This is a genomic window from Thermoactinomyces vulgaris (assembly GCF_003688725.1).
Taxonomy (GTDB): domain Bacteria; phylum Bacillota; class Bacilli; order Thermoactinomycetales; family Thermoactinomycetaceae; genus Thermoactinomyces; species Thermoactinomyces vulgaris.
In genome coordinates, this window is sequence record NZ_REFP01000007.1 from 1 (window position 1) to 14,977 (window position 14,977).

General features: G+C 44.8%; 20 protein-coding genes. 12 read left to right on the top strand and 8 right to left on the bottom strand.

The genetic code is table 11. The features are described from left to right. The 3 genes from ATH33_RS13455 to ATH33_RS00345 form a co-directional block, all read left to right on the top strand. Positions 1 to 641, top strand: a 641-nt coding sequence (locus ATH33_RS13455) for a hypothetical protein (RefSeq protein ID WP_170151193.1), incomplete at its 5' end; no start/stop codon positions are given. A gap of 118 nt (positions 642 to 759) precedes the next feature. Continuing rightward, a complete protein-coding gene (locus tag ATH33_RS00340) occupies positions 760 to 1,485 on the top strand; it encodes a hypothetical protein (protein WP_121873923.1) in 726 nt (241 codons plus the stop codon). 121 nt (positions 1,486 to 1,606) lie between these two features. Beyond that, on the top strand, positions 1,607 to 2,338 hold the full coding sequence (locus ATH33_RS00345) for a hypothetical protein (protein WP_062842843.1): 732 nt from the start codon (positions 1,607 to 1,609) through the stop codon (positions 2,336 to 2,338). A 142-nt stretch (positions 2,339 to 2,480) separates the two neighbouring features. Here ATH33_RS00345 and ATH33_RS00350 read toward each other — a convergent pair whose 3' ends face one another. Further along, positions 2,481 to 2,846 carry a hypothetical protein gene (locus ATH33_RS00350; protein ID WP_037994271.1) on the bottom strand — a complete coding sequence of 122 codons (366 nt, stop codon included), beginning with the start codon at positions 2,844 to 2,846 and terminating at the stop codon, positions 2,481 to 2,483. Positions 2,847 to 3,052: 206 nt separating this feature from the next. Here ATH33_RS00350 and ATH33_RS00355 point away from each other — a divergent pair, with 206 nt between their 5' ends. Beyond that, the gene (locus ATH33_RS00355; protein ID WP_131470847.1) at positions 3,053 to 3,337 is read left to right on the top strand and encodes a hypothetical protein; all 285 of its coding nucleotides are present in this window, start codon (positions 3,053 to 3,055) and stop codon (positions 3,335 to 3,337) included. A 50-nt stretch (positions 3,338 to 3,387) separates the two neighbouring features. On the opposite strand, the gene ATH33_RS00360 is transcribed toward ATH33_RS00355, so the two are convergent. Next, entirely contained in the window at positions 3,388 to 4,713 is a 1,326-nt protein-coding gene (locus ATH33_RS00360) for a 6-phospho-beta-glucosidase (RefSeq protein ID WP_121873924.1), read from the bottom strand. Between the two features lie 250 nt (positions 4,714 to 4,963). Here ATH33_RS00360 and ATH33_RS00365 point away from each other — a divergent pair, with 250 nt between their 5' ends. Next, a complete protein-coding gene (locus tag ATH33_RS00365) occupies positions 4,964 to 5,428 on the top strand; it encodes a sporulation protein (protein WP_121873925.1) in 465 nt (154 codons plus the stop codon). A 31-nt stretch (positions 5,429 to 5,459) separates the two neighbouring features. On the opposite strand, the gene ATH33_RS00370 is transcribed toward ATH33_RS00365, so the two are convergent. Further along, entirely contained in the window at positions 5,460 to 6,062 is a 603-nt protein-coding gene (locus ATH33_RS00370) for a YczE/YyaS/YitT family protein (RefSeq protein WP_037994277.1), read from the bottom strand. Positions 6,063 to 6,170: 108 nt separating this feature from the next. Here ATH33_RS00370 and ATH33_RS00375 point away from each other — a divergent pair, with 108 nt between their 5' ends. Further along, a complete protein-coding gene (locus ATH33_RS00375) occupies positions 6,171 to 7,031 on the top strand; it encodes a tyrosine-type recombinase/integrase (RefSeq protein ID WP_049719728.1) in 861 nt (286 codons plus the stop codon). Positions 7,032 to 7,061: 30 nt separating this feature from the next. Here the strand turns inward: ATH33_RS00375 and ATH33_RS00380 are convergent, their stop codons facing one another. Continuing rightward, a complete protein-coding gene (locus tag ATH33_RS00380; RefSeq protein ID WP_037994282.1) occupies positions 7,062 to 7,670 on the bottom strand; it encodes a DedA family protein in 609 nt (202 codons plus the stop codon). A gap of 331 nt (positions 7,671 to 8,001) precedes the next feature. On the opposite strand from ATH33_RS00380, the gene ATH33_RS00390 reads away from it, so the two are divergent. The 6 genes from ATH33_RS00390 to ATH33_RS00415 all read left to right on the top strand — a co-directional run bounded on the left by ATH33_RS00390 (position 8,002) and on the right by ATH33_RS00415 (position 12,398). Beyond that, positions 8,002 to 9,471 carry a catalase gene (locus ATH33_RS00390; RefSeq protein ID WP_049719730.1) on the top strand — a complete coding sequence of 490 codons (1,470 nt, stop codon included), beginning with the start codon at positions 8,002 to 8,004 and terminating at the stop codon, positions 9,469 to 9,471. Positions 9,472 to 9,624: 153 nt separating this feature from the next. Next, positions 9,625 to 9,834 carry a hypothetical protein gene (locus ATH33_RS00395; protein ID WP_049719731.1) on the top strand — a complete coding sequence of 70 codons (210 nt, stop codon included), beginning with the start codon at positions 9,625 to 9,627 and terminating at the stop codon, positions 9,832 to 9,834. Positions 9,835 to 9,841: 7 nt separating this feature from the next. Further along, positions 9,842 to 10,189 carry a hypothetical protein gene (locus ATH33_RS00400; protein ID WP_147437055.1) on the top strand — a complete coding sequence of 116 codons (348 nt, stop codon included), beginning with the start codon at positions 9,842 to 9,844 and terminating at the stop codon, positions 10,187 to 10,189. Positions 10,190 to 10,287: 98 nt separating this feature from the next. Further along, the gene (locus ATH33_RS13460) at positions 10,288 to 10,440 is read left to right on the top strand and encodes a hypothetical protein (protein WP_170151195.1); all 153 of its coding nucleotides are present in this window, start codon (positions 10,288 to 10,290) and stop codon (positions 10,438 to 10,440) included. 248 nt (positions 10,441 to 10,688) lie between these two features. Continuing rightward, positions 10,689 to 11,435, top strand: coding sequence for a M15 family metallopeptidase (locus ATH33_RS00410; RefSeq protein WP_049719733.1), 747 nt, complete (start codon positions 10,689 to 10,691; stop codon positions 11,433 to 11,435). A 162-nt stretch (positions 11,436 to 11,597) separates the two neighbouring features. After that, positions 11,598 to 12,398, top strand: a complete 801-nt coding sequence (locus ATH33_RS00415) for a polysaccharide deacetylase family protein (protein WP_049719734.1) — start codon at positions 11,598 to 11,600, stop codon at positions 12,396 to 12,398. 51 nt (positions 12,399 to 12,449) lie between these two features. On the opposite strand, the gene ATH33_RS00420 is transcribed toward ATH33_RS00415, so the two are convergent. The 4 genes from ATH33_RS00420 to ATH33_RS00430 all read right to left on the bottom strand — a co-directional run bounded on the left by ATH33_RS00420 (position 12,450) and on the right by ATH33_RS00430 (position 14,957). Beyond that, positions 12,450 to 13,403 (bottom strand): class I SAM-dependent methyltransferase, encoded by a 954-nt coding sequence (locus ATH33_RS00420; protein ID WP_121873929.1) that lies wholly within the window; start codon positions 13,401 to 13,403, stop codon positions 12,450 to 12,452. Between the two features lie 105 nt (positions 13,404 to 13,508). Beyond that, on the bottom strand, positions 13,509 to 13,799 hold the full coding sequence (locus tag ATH33_RS00425; RefSeq protein ID WP_049719736.1) for a hypothetical protein: 291 nt from the start codon (positions 13,797 to 13,799) through the stop codon (positions 13,509 to 13,511). A 102-nt stretch (positions 13,800 to 13,901) separates the two neighbouring features. Beyond that, the gene (locus tag ATH33_RS13785) at positions 13,902 to 14,024 is read right to left on the bottom strand and encodes a hypothetical protein (RefSeq protein ID WP_255347158.1); all 123 of its coding nucleotides are present in this window, start codon (positions 14,022 to 14,024) and stop codon (positions 13,902 to 13,904) included. Between the two features lie 27 nt (positions 14,025 to 14,051). Continuing rightward, positions 14,052 to 14,957, bottom strand: coding sequence for a cation diffusion facilitator family transporter (locus ATH33_RS00430; RefSeq protein WP_082813460.1), 906 nt, complete (start codon positions 14,955 to 14,957; stop codon positions 14,052 to 14,054). Between the last annotated feature and the right edge of the window lie 20 nt (positions 14,958 to 14,977).

Below are 14,977 nucleotides of genomic sequence, written 5' to 3' on the forward strand. Positions count from 1 at the left end.
ATCAGGCAGAAGAGAAAAAAATCAAAGAAAAAGCCATTCAGTATATCAAGGATACATATAAAAAAGATTTCGAAGTATCTGAGGTAAGTAAAGATTTGTTTACAGGACAGACATATTCCGTTAAAGGGAATATAAAAGATGATCAAAACACCTCTGTGTTAATTATTATCGAACCCGATGGAATCAGAGATTCGTATGTGGATGAATTATGGACCGAAGAATTAAAACCAACGATAACAACATTAGTTAAAAAGTATTTTGATGTGAGAAAGATTGAGCATTTTGTTTATTCAAATGGAACGGAAAAAGATAAATATAAAGGGGACATTCCTTCTGTTTTTAAAGTGCTGGAAAATGGAGGAGATCCTGGTTTTGCATTAAACACCACATTTTGGGTGTATGAACAAAATGGTCAATATGAACAAGGGATCAGAAGCTTTTTAAAGGAGATGAAAGAGTTAAATTTTAACCATATTGGAATGGAGATTTTTGTAGCAAACGACAAACTAAAAACAGCGACAGATAACGAAAAAGAAAATGATTATATTTTATATCGATATAATATATCTATTGATGACATTCAAAAATTAGATATTGATAATCTTGATCTGGATCAATATAAAACGGTAATCAAAGAATAGAGAAACAGGGGCAGAAAGAAATCGGTTCATCCCTAAATTTATGGCTAAGTCAATGGGACAGCGGAATTTATATAATGATCTTAACAATTGTTTGATGATAGGAAGGGAGTAGAAAAAGGTGAATATCCAAAGAAGCTGGATTGTTTTCATCATGTTATTAGTATTCCTGTTGGCCGGATGCACAGGAAACATGGAAGATATGGATAAAGCTGAAGAAAAAGAGATCAAAGCAAAAGCGATCCAATATATCAAGGATACATATAATAAAGATTTTGAAGTATCCGAGGTAAGTAAGGACCGTTTCATAGGACAGACTTATACAGTTAGAGGAAATGTCAAAGATCAAAAGAACACTCAAGTATCCATTATTATGGAACCGAATGAAATCAGGGATACATACGTGGCTGCATTATGGACGGAGGAATTAAAGCCAAAAATTACATCTTTGGTTGAAAAAGATTTTGACGTAAGAGAAATTGAAGATATAACTTATGCAAATGGAACTGAAAAAGATAAGTATACAGGAGAGATTCCTTCTATCTTTGAAATATTGAAAAATGGAGGAGATCCCGAATATGATTTATCTGTAACATTGGATGTTTATGAACAAAATGGCCAATATGAACAAGGAATCAAAAACTTTTTAAAAGAGCTAAAAGAATTGAATTTTAACGAAATTGGAGTTGCAGTTTTTGTTTTTGAAGACAAGCTAAAAACAGCTCCAGAGGGTACCAATGATAGGGATTACATCTTATATCGCTATAACATTTCTATTGACGATATCCAAAAAATCGATATCGATCATCACAATTTGGATCAATACAAAACAGTACTTAAAGATTGATCAAATAGGGACGGGCAGAAAGAAATTTGCCCATCCCTAAATTTATGGCTAAGTTAATGGGACAGAGAAATTTATATAATGACCTTAGGAATTGATTGATGATAGGAAGGAAGTGGAAAAGGTGAATATCCAAAGAAGCTGGATGGTTTTCATTCTGTTGTTTGTATTCCTTGTGGCTGGATGCACAGGAACGGGAGGCATGGGAGATATGAATCGAGCAGAAGAGAAAGAGATCAAAGAAAAAGCGATCCAGTATATCAAAGATACATATAATAAAGATTATGAAGTATCCGAGGTCAGGAAAGATCTTTTTACTGGCAAGACTTATACCGTTGAAGGGAATATAAAAGATGGTCAAAACACTTATGTGGCAATCATTATGGAACCGAATGAAATCAGGGATACCTATGTGGCAACATTATGGACGGAAGAATTAAAACCCAAAATCACGTCTTTAGTTGAAAAAAATTTTGATGTAAGAGAAATCGAAAATATTGGTTTTTCAAACGGAACCAAAAAAGATAAGTATACCGGAGAGATTCCATCTGTGTTTGAAGTCTTGAAAAATGGAGGGGATCCAGAATATAAGCTAAATGTGACCTTAAGGGTTTATGAGCAAAATGGTCAATATGAACAAGGAATCAAAAACTTTCTAAAAGAATTAAAAAGGTTAAACTTTAACCAAGTTGGAGTAACAATTTTTGTTGCAGATGATGAATTAAAATCAGCACCAAAGGAAGCTGAAGAAAGTCAATATACCTTATACCGCTATAATATTCATTTTGAAGATATCCAAAACATAGACATTGATCATCATGATCTGAATCAATATAAGACAGTCATTAAAGAATAGAGAAACGGGGAGGGGCAGAAAGAAATCGGCCCATCCCTAAATTTATGGCTGAGCCACTTAGACAGTATATATATAATGATCTTAACAATTGCAACATTAAATACGAAAGGGCAGGAAGACCGCACGGCGGCCGGCCTGTCCTTTACTTTTTCGCTGAATCGTCAATTGCTTGAACGGCCAGGTTGAACGCTTGGATTCTTCTTTCCAAAAGCGTTTTTTGCGGACTTCCTTCTTTTGACTTTGCGTAAATCTTTTCAATGGAAGGGAGCAAACCGGTGAGAATTTGGCGGGCTTCGGTCAGCTCTTCAGATGTGAAAGGATGAGGCCTTTGATACCAGGCGTATTCCAGCATGGCCAAGCCGATGTGAAAGGCTTTGAGCCTTTTCCGGATGAGGGAGGTGTTTGCGCCTTTTTGCGTCATCTGATCCAAGGCATTCTCCGATTTGCGGATGGTGGATTGAAAGGATTGGATGGATTCGGTTATCACGCTGGCAGGTACATTCTCCATGTTTTGTCTCCTCTCCCTGTTTTTTCTTCGCACGGTCATGATGATCCTTTTGTTTCAGAGTGTCAAGAGCAATTTTGCATCTGCATGCAAAGCAAATGACAGGGGGAATCAAGAAGAAGTTTAATTTCATGAAATTTGGTTCTTGGTTTAGACCAATTGCAGGGAAATTCATAGAATAATTTAGCTTTGTAAAAAGGAGGGATAGGATGACAGAGTTTGGAATCCACCTTGGCCAAGATCATGGGGTCACTGCGGCACAGGCAAGGAGAATTTTCGTTCTCCGCCGGGGAGAGAGAAGAATTGTGCGCTGCGGAAGAAGAGTGGTGCGCATTCGCCGCTTTTTTTTGCGCCCCGGTGAAGTTTTGGTGGTCATCTGCGGCCGGGGCCGGCACAGACAAACCTTTATTTTTGTCTGCAGAGGGCGGCGCATCCGGAGAACGATTGTCCGGAGAGTTCGCCGAAATACGCTGATTTCGGTGCGTTGTGTTTAATCCGGTTCTCTAATTTTATGGTTGGGACGGGGAATGAATCCCCGCCTTTTTTATTGTTGAAATTGCGGCAGATATTTTTGGTGGGCTTTCAGCATTTCATCCAGGATTTTTTTGGCGGCGGAGTCGGAAGGGACGAGCGGATTGATGGTCATGGCAAGCAGGGCGGTATGGTAGTTGCCGGTTACGGCGGCTTCGGCGGCAACCCGTTCGAAGGATTTAATCTGTTGGACGAGGCCTCTGACGGGGATGGGCAGGTCTCCGATGGCGATGGGTTTGGGGCCGCTTGCGGTGATGACGCAGTTGATTTCGACGGCGGAATCGTGGGGGATGCTGGCGATGGCGCCTTGATTTTTTACATTGACGGTTTGGATGTCTTTGCGGTCATGATAAATGGAGTCGATCAGGTTGCAGGCGGCATCACTGTAGTAAGCGCCGCCGCGTTGTTCCAGTTCGGGCGGTTTGGCGGCGAGCTTTGGGTCTTTGTATTTTTCAAACAGTTCAGCTTCCACTTTTTGCACCACTTCGGCGCGGGTTCCGGTTTTTCGCGCTTGCTCTTGTTCTTCGGCCAGCATTTTTTCCGTTTGGAAGTAGTACCGGTGATACGGACAAGGAAGGATGCCCAACGCTTTGATAAACTCTTTTTCCCAGCCCAAGTCAATAATGTTTTTGGCACGGATGCCGGAGGTGTCTCCTTGGGCGATCCGGTCAATGATTTGTCCGGTGATGTTTTGCCCGTCGAGATAAACGTTGAGCCCGAAGACCATGTGGTTTAATCCGGCAAAGTCGATATGAATCCGCTCCGGCTCGACCTGAAGCATTTGGGCCACGCTCATTTTCATTCCGACGGGAATGTTGCAAAGGCCGGCCACTTTGGTAAGCGGGCTGTATCGGAGGATGGCTTCCGTGACCATGCCGGCCGGATTGGTGAAATTGATCAGCCAGGCATCGGGACAAAGGGTTTCCATCTCTTTGCAGATGTCCAGGATGACGGGGATGGTGCGAAGTCCTTTGAAAAGGCCGCCCGGCCCGTTGGTTTCCTGTCCGATCACACCGTATCGGAGAGGGATCTTTTCATCCAATGCCCGGGCGCGAAGGCCTCCGACCCGGAACTGGGTGATGACGAAATCCGCACCTTGAAGCGCTTGCTGCCGGTCTAACGTGAGATGAATGCGGATGGGCAGTCCGGCTTTGTTCACCATGCGTTTGGCCAGATTCCCGACAATGTTTAATTTCTCTTCTCCCTCGGGAATATCGACCAGCCACAATTCCCGGACAGGCAGATGGTCGTATCTTTTGATGAATCCTTCGACCAGTTCCGGCGTATAGCTGGACCCGCCGCCGATGGCGACAATTTTTAGTCTTTGTTTTTGGGGCATGGAAACGACACCTCCGGATGAATTCGGTTGGATATTTATAAAAACATTCCTATTATTCATTATATAGGATCTGAAGGTCGGGAACCAAAAGAGTGATCCGGATGGCAAAGATATTGGTCAGGCTTTGATGGCGGGCATACCAACTTTCGCTTGGCAAATGGCGCTTATAAAAAGGGATGGATCCGTCCATATTAAAAATGGAAAACATGTGTTGATTCCGGAAATTGTTTTGCCATAAAGGAGGAAACCGATGCGCTTTTGGAGTGTGATGTTCAGTTTGATTTGGCTGGTTACGGGATGTTCGGCAAGCGGGGAAAACCAGAGTGCTGATTTCAGCAAAGGGGCCGTTTTTTATTTGGACAAGACGTTTGCCGAAAGGGCCAGGTTTTTCCGGAATGCTTTCCGGACTACCAAGATCCATGTTTGCACCCTCGACCGGGCCAATGCCGAAGCACGGAGGGAAGCCGCTTTTAAAAACCATCCCGTAAAAGATGGTTATGACCGGGTGGAGTGGCCGCTTCATGTCTGCAAGGAGGGCGGAGCCGGTTCGTATGTGGATTATGTTCCCAGTGACAACAACCGGGTGGTGGAAAACTGGATCCAAGAACAATTGAGCCAATATCCGGATGGGACCCGCCTGATATTCCGAATTGGGAAAAACCTGGAGATCAAGGCGTTGGCGCCTCCGGGCAATGATCCATCCCTGGCTTCGTAGGGATGGCCGTTTTTTTGCCGAAGAGGATGGATTATTTTACCCGTTCCAACAACCCATCGATTTTGGGGGCAAAAAACTGCACCAAAGGGCCGCTTAAAAAGGTGAAGATGACAGTTCCGACCGAAATCGGCCCGTGAAGCATCAATGCGAAAACAAGCGCGAAGCCGTCCATGAGGGTTTTGGATACAGCCAGGCTCAGCCTGAACCGCCGGCACAGGACATACATCAGATCATCACATGGTGTCAGCGCAAATTTTCCTTGTACATAGACCGAAATGCCAAAACAGGTGCAAAGCAGTCCGGCCCAAAACGTGAGCATTTGCTCCAAGCGATTGACCGGATAAAAGGAAAGGATGTTCAGCCAAAAATCGATGCAGGTTCCGAGAATGAGCACCGTCAGCAATGAAAAAAGATCCGGCCTGCTCTTTTTTAAACCGGCATTGAGCAAAATGATCAGCATTCCGATGAGAATCACCCATGTCCCGACGGTGAATCCAAACTGATTACTCATTCCCACATATAATCCGTTCCAGGCATCGGTTCCCGCCCGGGAGACGATCATCAGCGTGATTCCCAGTGATTTGATGATCAAACCGGCGGGGTAGCACAGCATGCGCATGATAAGCTTGTACATCAGCGAAACCAACCTTGTCCGTTTTTGATTATTTATATGTTTCAACTTCCAACAATTTGCCAACTGATCCGGATGTTATAATGGGAGACACCAAGGGAGGTGTGATTTGTGGATTTCAGCAGTTTTTCGGATTTTGTGGATGAGTTTGTGAAGTGGTTGGTTGACACAGGAAGAAGGCAGCGGACGATTGATGAATATGTGATGACGGTGTTGATGTTCGCGGCATGGTTTCAGCAAAAATATCCTTCATTGGCCTTGCCTACCCAGGTGTTGAGCTCTCATATCATTGCTTTTCAACAGGAATTGTTAACGCAGAGAAAGCTTTCGATCGCCACGGTTCATAAATATATGGCTTCATTAAAATCTTTTTGGGACTTTTTGATCGAAAAAAATCTGGCGGGAACCAATCCATTGCTGGAGATTGATTGGAAAACACCTTCTTCCCCAACCGTTTTGCCTCCCCACTCCTGGTTGAGTAAAGAGGAAGAGAAGCGGTTGCTGAACCGGGTGGAGCTGGAGAAAAATGATTGGAAACGATCAAGGAACCGGTGCCTGTTGTTGTTGATGCTGGACGCAGGTTGCACGGTTTCTGAGCTGATTACGATGGATTGGGAGCAAATATTGTGGGAAGATCACGAAATTTTAGTGAAAAACGAACAGGGAGAACGAAGGATTCCGGTCACGCAACGTCTTTACCGGGCGCTGAATGACTGGCGGAGAGAAGGGGGAAACAAAGGGACGGTGGTTTGCACCCAAAACGGGGAAAAAATGTCCAGGCAGGGGGTTCATTACCTGGTGAAAAAATATTTGAAGGAGGTCGGGTTAAAAGAGTATTCGCCCCATACCTTAAGGCACACCTTTTGCCGCCGGTTAATCGAAGCCGGAGCCGATTTAAAAACCGTTTGCCGTTTGGCCGGACACCAAAGCATGGAGACGACCAAAAGATATTTGGCAACAAACAAAAGGTAGGGAAGTTCCCTTTCCCTACCTTTTGTTTGTTTAATAAGCTTTGCGTTTTTTGACATACCAAGCGATCACCAAAATGAACAAAACGGCAAAAATGACGTAGAAAACGTTGGAGTAAACGCTCATATAATCCAACACCGTGGTCCAAGCTTCACCGAAAGCAGCTCCCAGCATGACCAAAATGGTGTTCCAGATCAGGGTTCCGATGGTGGTGAAAACCAAAAATATAACCATGTTCATGCGGGCCATGCCGGCCGGAACAGAAATCAGGCTGCGCACAATGGGAACCATGCGGCAAAAGAAAACAGTCCATACGCCATAACGTTCAAACCAACGATCTGCCTTATGGATATCTTCTTTCTTAATTTTCAGGATATGTCCCCAACGGTCAATGATCTTTTCCAGTTGGTTCACATTCAACAAAAACCCGATCAGATACAGGATGACGGCTCCGACAACGGCTCCTAATGTAGCTGCAACCACCACGCCGAAAACGGATAGTTCCGATTTGGTGGTCATAAATCCGCCAAAGGTGAGAACCACTTCCGAAGGGATGGGAGGGAAGATGTTTTCCAAAGCAATCATTAAAAAGACGCCAAAATATCCGAATTTTTCCATGAATTCAATAATCCAGTTCTCCATTTGCGTGTTTCAACTCCTCATCCATTTCCATGATTATTCCCACATAAGTATAGCGTGTTCATTGCTATTTTTATAGCTGATTATTAAAAGAAATGAAACAGATTCATGATTTTTTTGTTTCGGAGACCGTAAACGCAGGTCCGTTTGCGAATAATATTATCAGAGAGAAAGAAGAGATGTTCCCCGGATTTATGAAAGCGGTCCTGGACGGGATCGCTTTTTTTTTATGTCAAATCTTTTTCCGGAAAACCCATTGCATTTTTTCTAGATTATAATTATTATTAATAAAGAATGATAATAATAATCACCTTGAAAAGGGGTCGATAGACAGATGGATCAATCCAAAAAACGTTTAACCACGAACCAGGGGGCTCCTGTTGGCGACAACCAAAATTCCCGCACCGCAGGCCGGCGTGGTCCCACCCTGTTGGAAGATTATCATTTGATCGAAAAACTGGCGCACTTTGACCGTGAACGCATTCCGGAAAGGGTGGTTCACCCGAGGGGTGCCGGCGCACACGGTGTGTTTCGTGTGATCAACAGCATGAAAGAATATACGAAAGCGGCTTTCTTGCAAGAAGTGGGGAAAGAGACACCGGTATTTGTCCGTTTCTCAACCGTGATCAATTCCAAAGGTTCGCCGGAAACGGCCCGGGATCCGCGCGGTTTTGCAACGAAGTTTTATACTGAGGAAGGAAACTATGATTTGGTGGGGAACCATTTGCCGGTATTCTTTATTCGCGATGCCATCAAATTTCCGGATATGGTTCATTCGCTGAAACCGGCTCCCGATACCAATATCCAGTCGCCGGACCGGTATTGGGATTTCATGACACTGAGTCCGGAATCCACACATATGATGACATGGCTGTTTTCCGATTACGGCATTCCCGCGAACTACCGGCAAATGGAAGGGTTTAGTGTACATGCGTTTAAATGGGTAAATCATGAAGGTAAAGTCGTATATGTTAAATATTACTGGAAACCCCTCCAGGGTGTCAAAAATTTGACCGCGGAAGAAGCAATGGAAATCCAAGGAAAAGACGCAAACCATGCCACACGCGATCTGTTTGAAAATATTGCAAAAGGGAATTATCCCGAATGGGATCTTTACGTCCAAATCATGCCGCCGGAAGATATGGATAAATTTGATTTTGATCCGCTGGATGCAACCAAAATCTGGCCGGAAGACGAGTATCCGTGGCAATTGGTCGGCCGCATGACTTTGAACCGGAACCCGCAAAACTTCTTTGCCGAAGTCGAGCAAGCGGCATTTTCCCCGAGTGCGCTGGTTCCGGGAATTGAGCCGTCGGAAGACAAATTGTTGCAAGGACGGTTGTTTTCTTATCCGGATACGCAACGTCACCGTTTGGGGGCAAACTACCTGCACCTCCCGATCAACCGGCCGATTGCTCCGGTGAATAACTATCAAACGGACGGACCCATGCAAATGAAGCAAGATGTCCCGACCGTTAACTATGAACCCAACCGCTATGACGACCGTCCGAAAGAAGATCCGGCATACTTGGAAAGCGAAACCCCGCTGGAAGGAAACGCCGGACGGAATAAAATCTATAAAACCCTCGACTTTAAGCAGGCAGGCGAACGTTACCGTTCGTTTACAAAAGAAGAGCAGGACAATTTGATCAAAAACCTGACAAATGATTTGAAAGAAGTGCATGAAGAGACGAAACAACGGGCCATCTACAACTTCTACCGTGCGGATGAAGAATACGGCACTCGTTTGGCGGATGCTTTGGGAGTCAATATCGCTGACGTCCTCGGGAAATTTCAATCATAATCCCGTATGAAGGCAGACTGAAAGGCTGTTGGCTTATTAAAAGTCAACAGCCTTTTTTAATGTTTTATTCCGGGGGTTGCGATAATTCTTGTGAAACAGTTTTATGATAAGATAAATGAATAGAATTATAATTTCCGAAAAGGAGATTTTAATTTGGAAGCCATTGGTCATGCCGGACTGAAAAAAACATACCGGGCAGCCGGATTTAAAAAAATTCCGGTAGTGGCAATGATTCTTTTGCAAGTGGTGACATGGCGGTTTTATGGTTATTACTGGTATTTGGGCAGAAAAAAAAGCGATTCAGCAATTAAACACCCAAAAGCGTTTCCCGTTTTGGTATATCTGGATCGCCGCATTGCTTGATTTTGCCATGAGTTTTGTATGGTTGTTTGCGGGATTGGCAGGACTTGAGTTTTCCTACGAATTTTTAGATTTCTATCTTGAATTTGTTGCTTTGGTGATTTTCCCGGTTTTGTTTGTTCTAAACCGGATCATTCCCGTTTATTTACGGGGCATGTTTTTGGAGCATGAGGGGAAAGGCACCGACCTCGCCAATCAAATCGTCACCTATCTGTTGGCCTTTTTTCTGGGGGCTTTCTATCTGCAGTATCTGATCAATCAACAGAAGGCAGGAGATGAAGTTCTGGAAGAAGACACTCTCCCGGGGGAAGAAGAAGGCTGGAAAAAAGTACTGAAAAAATCAATGGTTATAATGTGATGGCAGCCGTGACGCTCCTTGTCAAATTTGTGGTGACATATAACATAATCCTTTTGCTGCCCGATCTCAGTTCGAGGATTACGGTGGTTATCCTTTTTGTGTTTCTTTGGTCACCTTTCGGCATTGCTTCTCTTTTGTGGGCCGTTGTATCGCTGATGTTGAGAAAGAAGAAGACCGGGGCTTGGATCTTGATCGGACTCAATGTCCTGGATACCATCGTGTTGTTTGCAAAAGGTTATTTCCATTCATAATACATAGAAAAATGAGGCGGGATACCGATTGCGCCTTGAACCGGGAGAAGGGGGAAGAGTAATTCTTTCTTCTGCTTTCATGTTACAAAATGGTTAAAAACGGCAAAAAAGGCTGATATTTTTTCGAACAACGAAGAGTTCCCCCGCACATACCGTTGGATTAGCGATATAATGATATGAGGAAGTTCAATGGTTTATCCGTTGACACGTTCGCTTGGACGGATATGCACACTGGAGGCAGGACAGATATGAAAAAAATGTTTTTCAAATCCATTTCGATTCCACTGATTGCAGGCACAGTGCTATTGGCCGGCTGTACTCAGACGGATGTGCCGGCTGATGCCAAAAATATAGAACCCAAACAGGAAAAGGTGACACAGGAGAAACCCAAACCGGTACCGCCGCAGGAAAAATGGGATATTGATACGCCGGATTCGATCACGGTGGTGGTGAATAAAAAGAGAGAAATTCCGGCGGATTATGTTCCCCCGGATTTGGTTGAACCGGATGTGACCTTTTCTTTTGCCGGCACCGCTGAAAAGAAATTGATGCGAAAGGAAGCGGCAGAAGCCTTGGCGGAATTGTTCAAGGCGGCTGAAAAAGACGGGGTTGATCTGGTTGCCGTATCCGGTTACCGTTCATATAAGCGGCAACAAGCGACGTATCAGTCTGCTTTGCAACGCAAGGGGATGGCCGATACGTCGAAGTATAATGCCCGGCCGGGACACAGCGAACATCAGACCGGACTGGCGATGGACGTTTCCAGTTCCATCGTTAATTATCAGTTGATTGAATCATTCGGAGAAACCAAAGCCGGACGTTGGCTTGCCGATCATGCGGCGGAGCATGGCTTTATTATCCGGTATCCCAAAGGAAAAGAAGACGTGACCGGTTATGCTTATGAGCCGTGGCATATTCGGTATGTGGGCAAAGAATTGGCCAAAGAGCTGAATGAAAAAGGACTGGTCATGGAAGAATATTTTTCTTTAAAATGACATAAGGATCAACGATCGCAGATGTGGTGTCATTGTAATGCAAAAGGTTCACATGATCATCAAAAATTTCCACGGATCATCGCTTGAATTTAGATTCATAGATGGCATAGATTTAATATAGGATCGCTTACTATATAGAAGAATAGAGTAGGAAGTTCATCGATGAGAAAGTTAATCTTACTGTTGTCGTGTTGTTTTTTGCTCAGCGGTTGTGCAGGCACGCCTTTGTTTGCAGCAAATCCGGAAGAGCAGCCGGATGCATTGAACGAAAAAACGCTTGCCATGCCGGATAAACTTGCGGAGAGGGCTTCTGTCCCTTCTTTTTATTATCACGCGAAACCAGCTGCAACTTATTACCAGAGCGCGACCAAAGAGAAAAAAATTGCACTCACTTTTGATGACGGACCGGATGCTACATATACCAGTCAGGTTCTGGACATTTTAAAGCAACAGCAGGTGCCTGCCACATTTTTCGTGATCGGCAATCAAGTGCCGCGCCATCCAGACGTGGTCAAAAGGATTGTGGATGAAGGACATGTGATTGCCAGTCATACCTGGAGCCATCCGAATTTGGTGAAGGAGAATGATGCGAAAGTACGGCAGGAAATCACCAAAACCTATCAAATCGTGGAAAAACTGACAGGCAAAAAAATGGCGATGCTGCGACCGCCATACGGGGCTGTCAAAGGAAAAGAAAAATTGATCCATCAAATGGGGATTTCCGTCATTCAATGGGATATCGACACATTGGACTGGGAACCGGGACAGACACCGGACCGGATTTTTCAAAATGTGGTCCAACATGCATCACCCGGCAGCATTGTCTTACAGCACAGCGGAGGAGGCAATCGTTCGGCAACGGTTCAAGCCCTCCCCCGGCTGATTCAACAGTTAAAACAAGAAGGCTACCAGTTTGTCACCGTGAATGAACTTTTGGATATTCCTGCGTACCATCAGGATTAAACGGGAAACCAGTGCCTCTTTAAGGTTCATTGTAGGCATTGGTTTCTTTTTTTATTCCATTTGGCGAAAAAAAGATCGAAAGAATCGGATCCGGGGTTGTTCTTCGCTTTTAACGCGGGCCAGAGCCGCCCGGTAAAACCGGTATTCTTCGATATGGGGACTTCGTGGATTCATATAACGCTGCCGGAACGTTTTGGAATCCACATCTTCCACCAATTCCAGCCCATAACGGTACAAGTAATCCGGGAGCTCTTTGGGATCAAAACCAAAGATCCACGGTTCCCCCATTTGCTTGACCCAACGGCGGATCCAGTTAGCTTTTGGCCCGTTCAACCACTGTTCAATCGCTTTTTTATGGACATAGGTGAAAAGCAGAAAGCTGCCGGGGGCCGTCCCGCTGATAAAATCCATGGTTTGGTCCACTGCGCGGCGGGTCAGATATTGGGTGACACCTTCCCAGATAAAAAAAGCGGGCTTGTTTTTGTTGAACCCGTGTTGCCGCAATGTTTCGTTGATCTTTTCAATGTTCAGATCGGTTTTAACAAAAGAGACATTCCCGGGGAACCGGTGAAGAAGGCGATCCAGTTTTGTCCTTTTCAAACGCAAGATTCCTGCTTGATCCACTTCAAACACCCGGGTTTTCCGGCATTCCGGGATGCGGTAAGGGCGGGAATCGTATCCGGAACCGAGGATCACCACTTGTGATATTCCCCGGGACAAAGCATAGATCAAATGGTCGTCAATGAGGCGGGTTCGGGCCACGCCGGAAGCCCTGGCTCCGGGTTCAACGCGATCAATCAGTCCGGGAATCCACCAGCCGGCAACCGGAATGCGGGCCAATGCTGCAATTAATTTCAATGGCCGGCTTAAAAAATGAAATGCAAACGGATCTTCCACCAAACGCCGTTCTTTGGGAAAAGAGTATTCCAACGTGCGGAACAAAGCGGCAAACTCGGCCGTTTTACTGGCACGCTTGAATTGCCGGATATCGATTTTTTCATTCATTTACGTCGCTCCCCAAAACGGATGGATTTGCTGAATGTTATTCTTAAAAAGGCGGATTCATGCTTGAATGGGGAGTAAAAAAACAGACAGGTCATTCACACCTGTCTAATCCCAAAGGGCTTTGATAAACTTTTCAATATTATCCCATGCTACTTTTAGATCCTTCGGAATAGGCTGTACATTGGGATTGTGTACATATGAATTAAGAGTATTTGTAGAAGCTAAGGAATCTTGAGAGGAAACTATTAAATGTACAGGCTTTAAATCGTCTTTTTCTAATATTTCGTTGCTTTTCATAAACTCTGATACTGACTGGATTTTTCGGCTTAGTTTTGCATCCCTACTACAGCTTTTGATATTTTTTTCCTCGATATAATTCTCAATACTCAACTCCAATTTTATACCCCATAAGCCGGGTGCAATCCGGGTTTTGGGGACAGCTTTTCAATCGGGAAAATGGATAGAATAAAAGCCCCGCCACATCGGCCGGGGCTTTTGTTATGAAGTGATGGAAATGGCAAAAATCAAGATGAGAAGTGCAATCAAAAAGGCGGAGGAAACGATGGTAAATAATATTTTTTTCTCTTGTTTTGCGTTTTCTTTGTGTTCTTCGTTTTGCATCATGAATGCTCCTTTCTGTCAAGTTGGTCAGTGAAGAAGGTGTCCGGCTTGATGCTGAAAATCAGTGGTTTCGATTTGAATGGTGGTGTGTTGGATGGCAAATTGTTGTTTGATCACCTCGATGGCGGTTTTTAAGATTTGTTGCGGGTCTGTATCCTTTTCCACCAGCAAGTGGCAAGATAAGGAATCGATGCCCGACGTGATGGTCCAGATGTGAAGATCATGGACATTGATGACACCGCGAATCTGTTTTAATGCTTGTTCCACTTTTTCGCGATCCACCGTGACAGGTGTGCCTTCCATCAAGATATGGACCGAATGGGTGATCACTCCCCATGCATTTTTTAGGATGATGACGGCAACGATGATGCTGAGAAGCGGATCGGCCAGGTAAAAAGAAAACAGACTGATCATGAGGCCGGCCATGATGGCGCCCAGTGAACCCAAGGCGTCACCCAATACATGCAGGTAGGCGCTTTTGACATTCAGATTTTCTTTCACATCCCCTTTTTTAAAGAGAATCCAGGCGCTCATCACATTGGCGATCAGTCCGATGGTTGCAATGGCCATCATCATGTTCCCTTGGATCTCGGGCGGGGAAAAAAAACGTTGGATGGCTTCCCACACGATGAACCCGGCGATGATGAACAAGGTGACGCCGTTAAAAAGCGCCGCCAAGATTTCAAACCGGTAATAGCCGTATGTTTTGCGGGCTGATGGCGGCCGGGCGGCAAACCATAAGGCCGCCAGGCTCAGGGCGAGTGAGATGCAATCGCTTAGCATGTGCCCGGAGTCCGATATCAAAGCCAGACTTTTTGTCCATAATCCGCCTGCAAACTCCAAAACCATTATACTTGCAGTGATTGCAAGTGCCATGGTCAGGCTTTGGCGGTTACGGGTGGAAGGGGTATGATGATGGTGATGCGAATGCATAAACAGTCCTCCTGTCATGA

Bases quoted from the DNA above. Each gene is read 5' to 3' on its own strand.
- ATH33_RS00350 (WP_037994271.1), bottom strand. From the start codon at position 2,846: ATGGAGAATGTACCTGCCAGCGTGATAACCGAATCCATCCAATCCTTT.
- ATH33_RS00355 (WP_131470847.1), top strand. From the start codon at position 3,053: ATGACAGAGTTTGGAATCCACCTTGGCCAAGATCATGGGGTCACTGCG.
- ATH33_RS00360 (WP_121873924.1), bottom strand. From the start codon at position 4,713: ATGCCCCAAAAACAAAGACTAAAAATTGTCGCCATCGGCGGCGGGTCC.
- ATH33_RS00365 (WP_121873925.1), top strand. From the start codon at position 4,964: ATGCGCTTTTGGAGTGTGATGTTCAGTTTGATTTGGCTGGTTACGGGA.
- ATH33_RS00370 (WP_037994277.1), bottom strand. From the start codon at position 6,062: ATGTACAAGCTTATCATGCGCATGCTGTGCTACCCCGCCGGTTTGATC.
- ATH33_RS00380 (WP_037994282.1), bottom strand. From the start codon at position 7,670: ATGGAGAACTGGATTATTGAATTCATGGAAAAATTCGGATATTTTGGC.
- ATH33_RS00390 (WP_049719730.1), top strand. From the start codon at position 8,002: ATGGATCAATCCAAAAAACGTTTAACCACGAACCAGGGGGCTCCTGTT.
- ATH33_RS00400 (WP_147437055.1), top strand. From the start codon at position 9,842: ATGAGTTTTGTATGGTTGTTTGCGGGATTGGCAGGACTTGAGTTTTCC.
- ATH33_RS00410 (WP_049719733.1), top strand. From the start codon at position 10,689: ATGAAAAAAATGTTTTTCAAATCCATTTCGATTCCACTGATTGCAGGC.
- ATH33_RS00415 (WP_049719734.1), top strand. From the start codon at position 11,598: ATGAGAAAGTTAATCTTACTGTTGTCGTGTTGTTTTTTGCTCAGCGGT.
- ATH33_RS00420 (WP_121873929.1), bottom strand. From the start codon at position 13,403: ATGAATGAAAAAATCGATATCCGGCAATTCAAGCGTGCCAGTAAAACG.
- ATH33_RS13785 (WP_255347158.1), bottom strand. From the start codon at position 14,024: ATGCAAAACGAAGAACACAAAGAAAACGCAAAACAAGAGAAAAAAATA.
- ATH33_RS00430 (WP_082813460.1), bottom strand. From the start codon at position 14,957: ATGCATTCGCATCACCATCATCATACCCCTTCCACCCGTAACCGCCAA.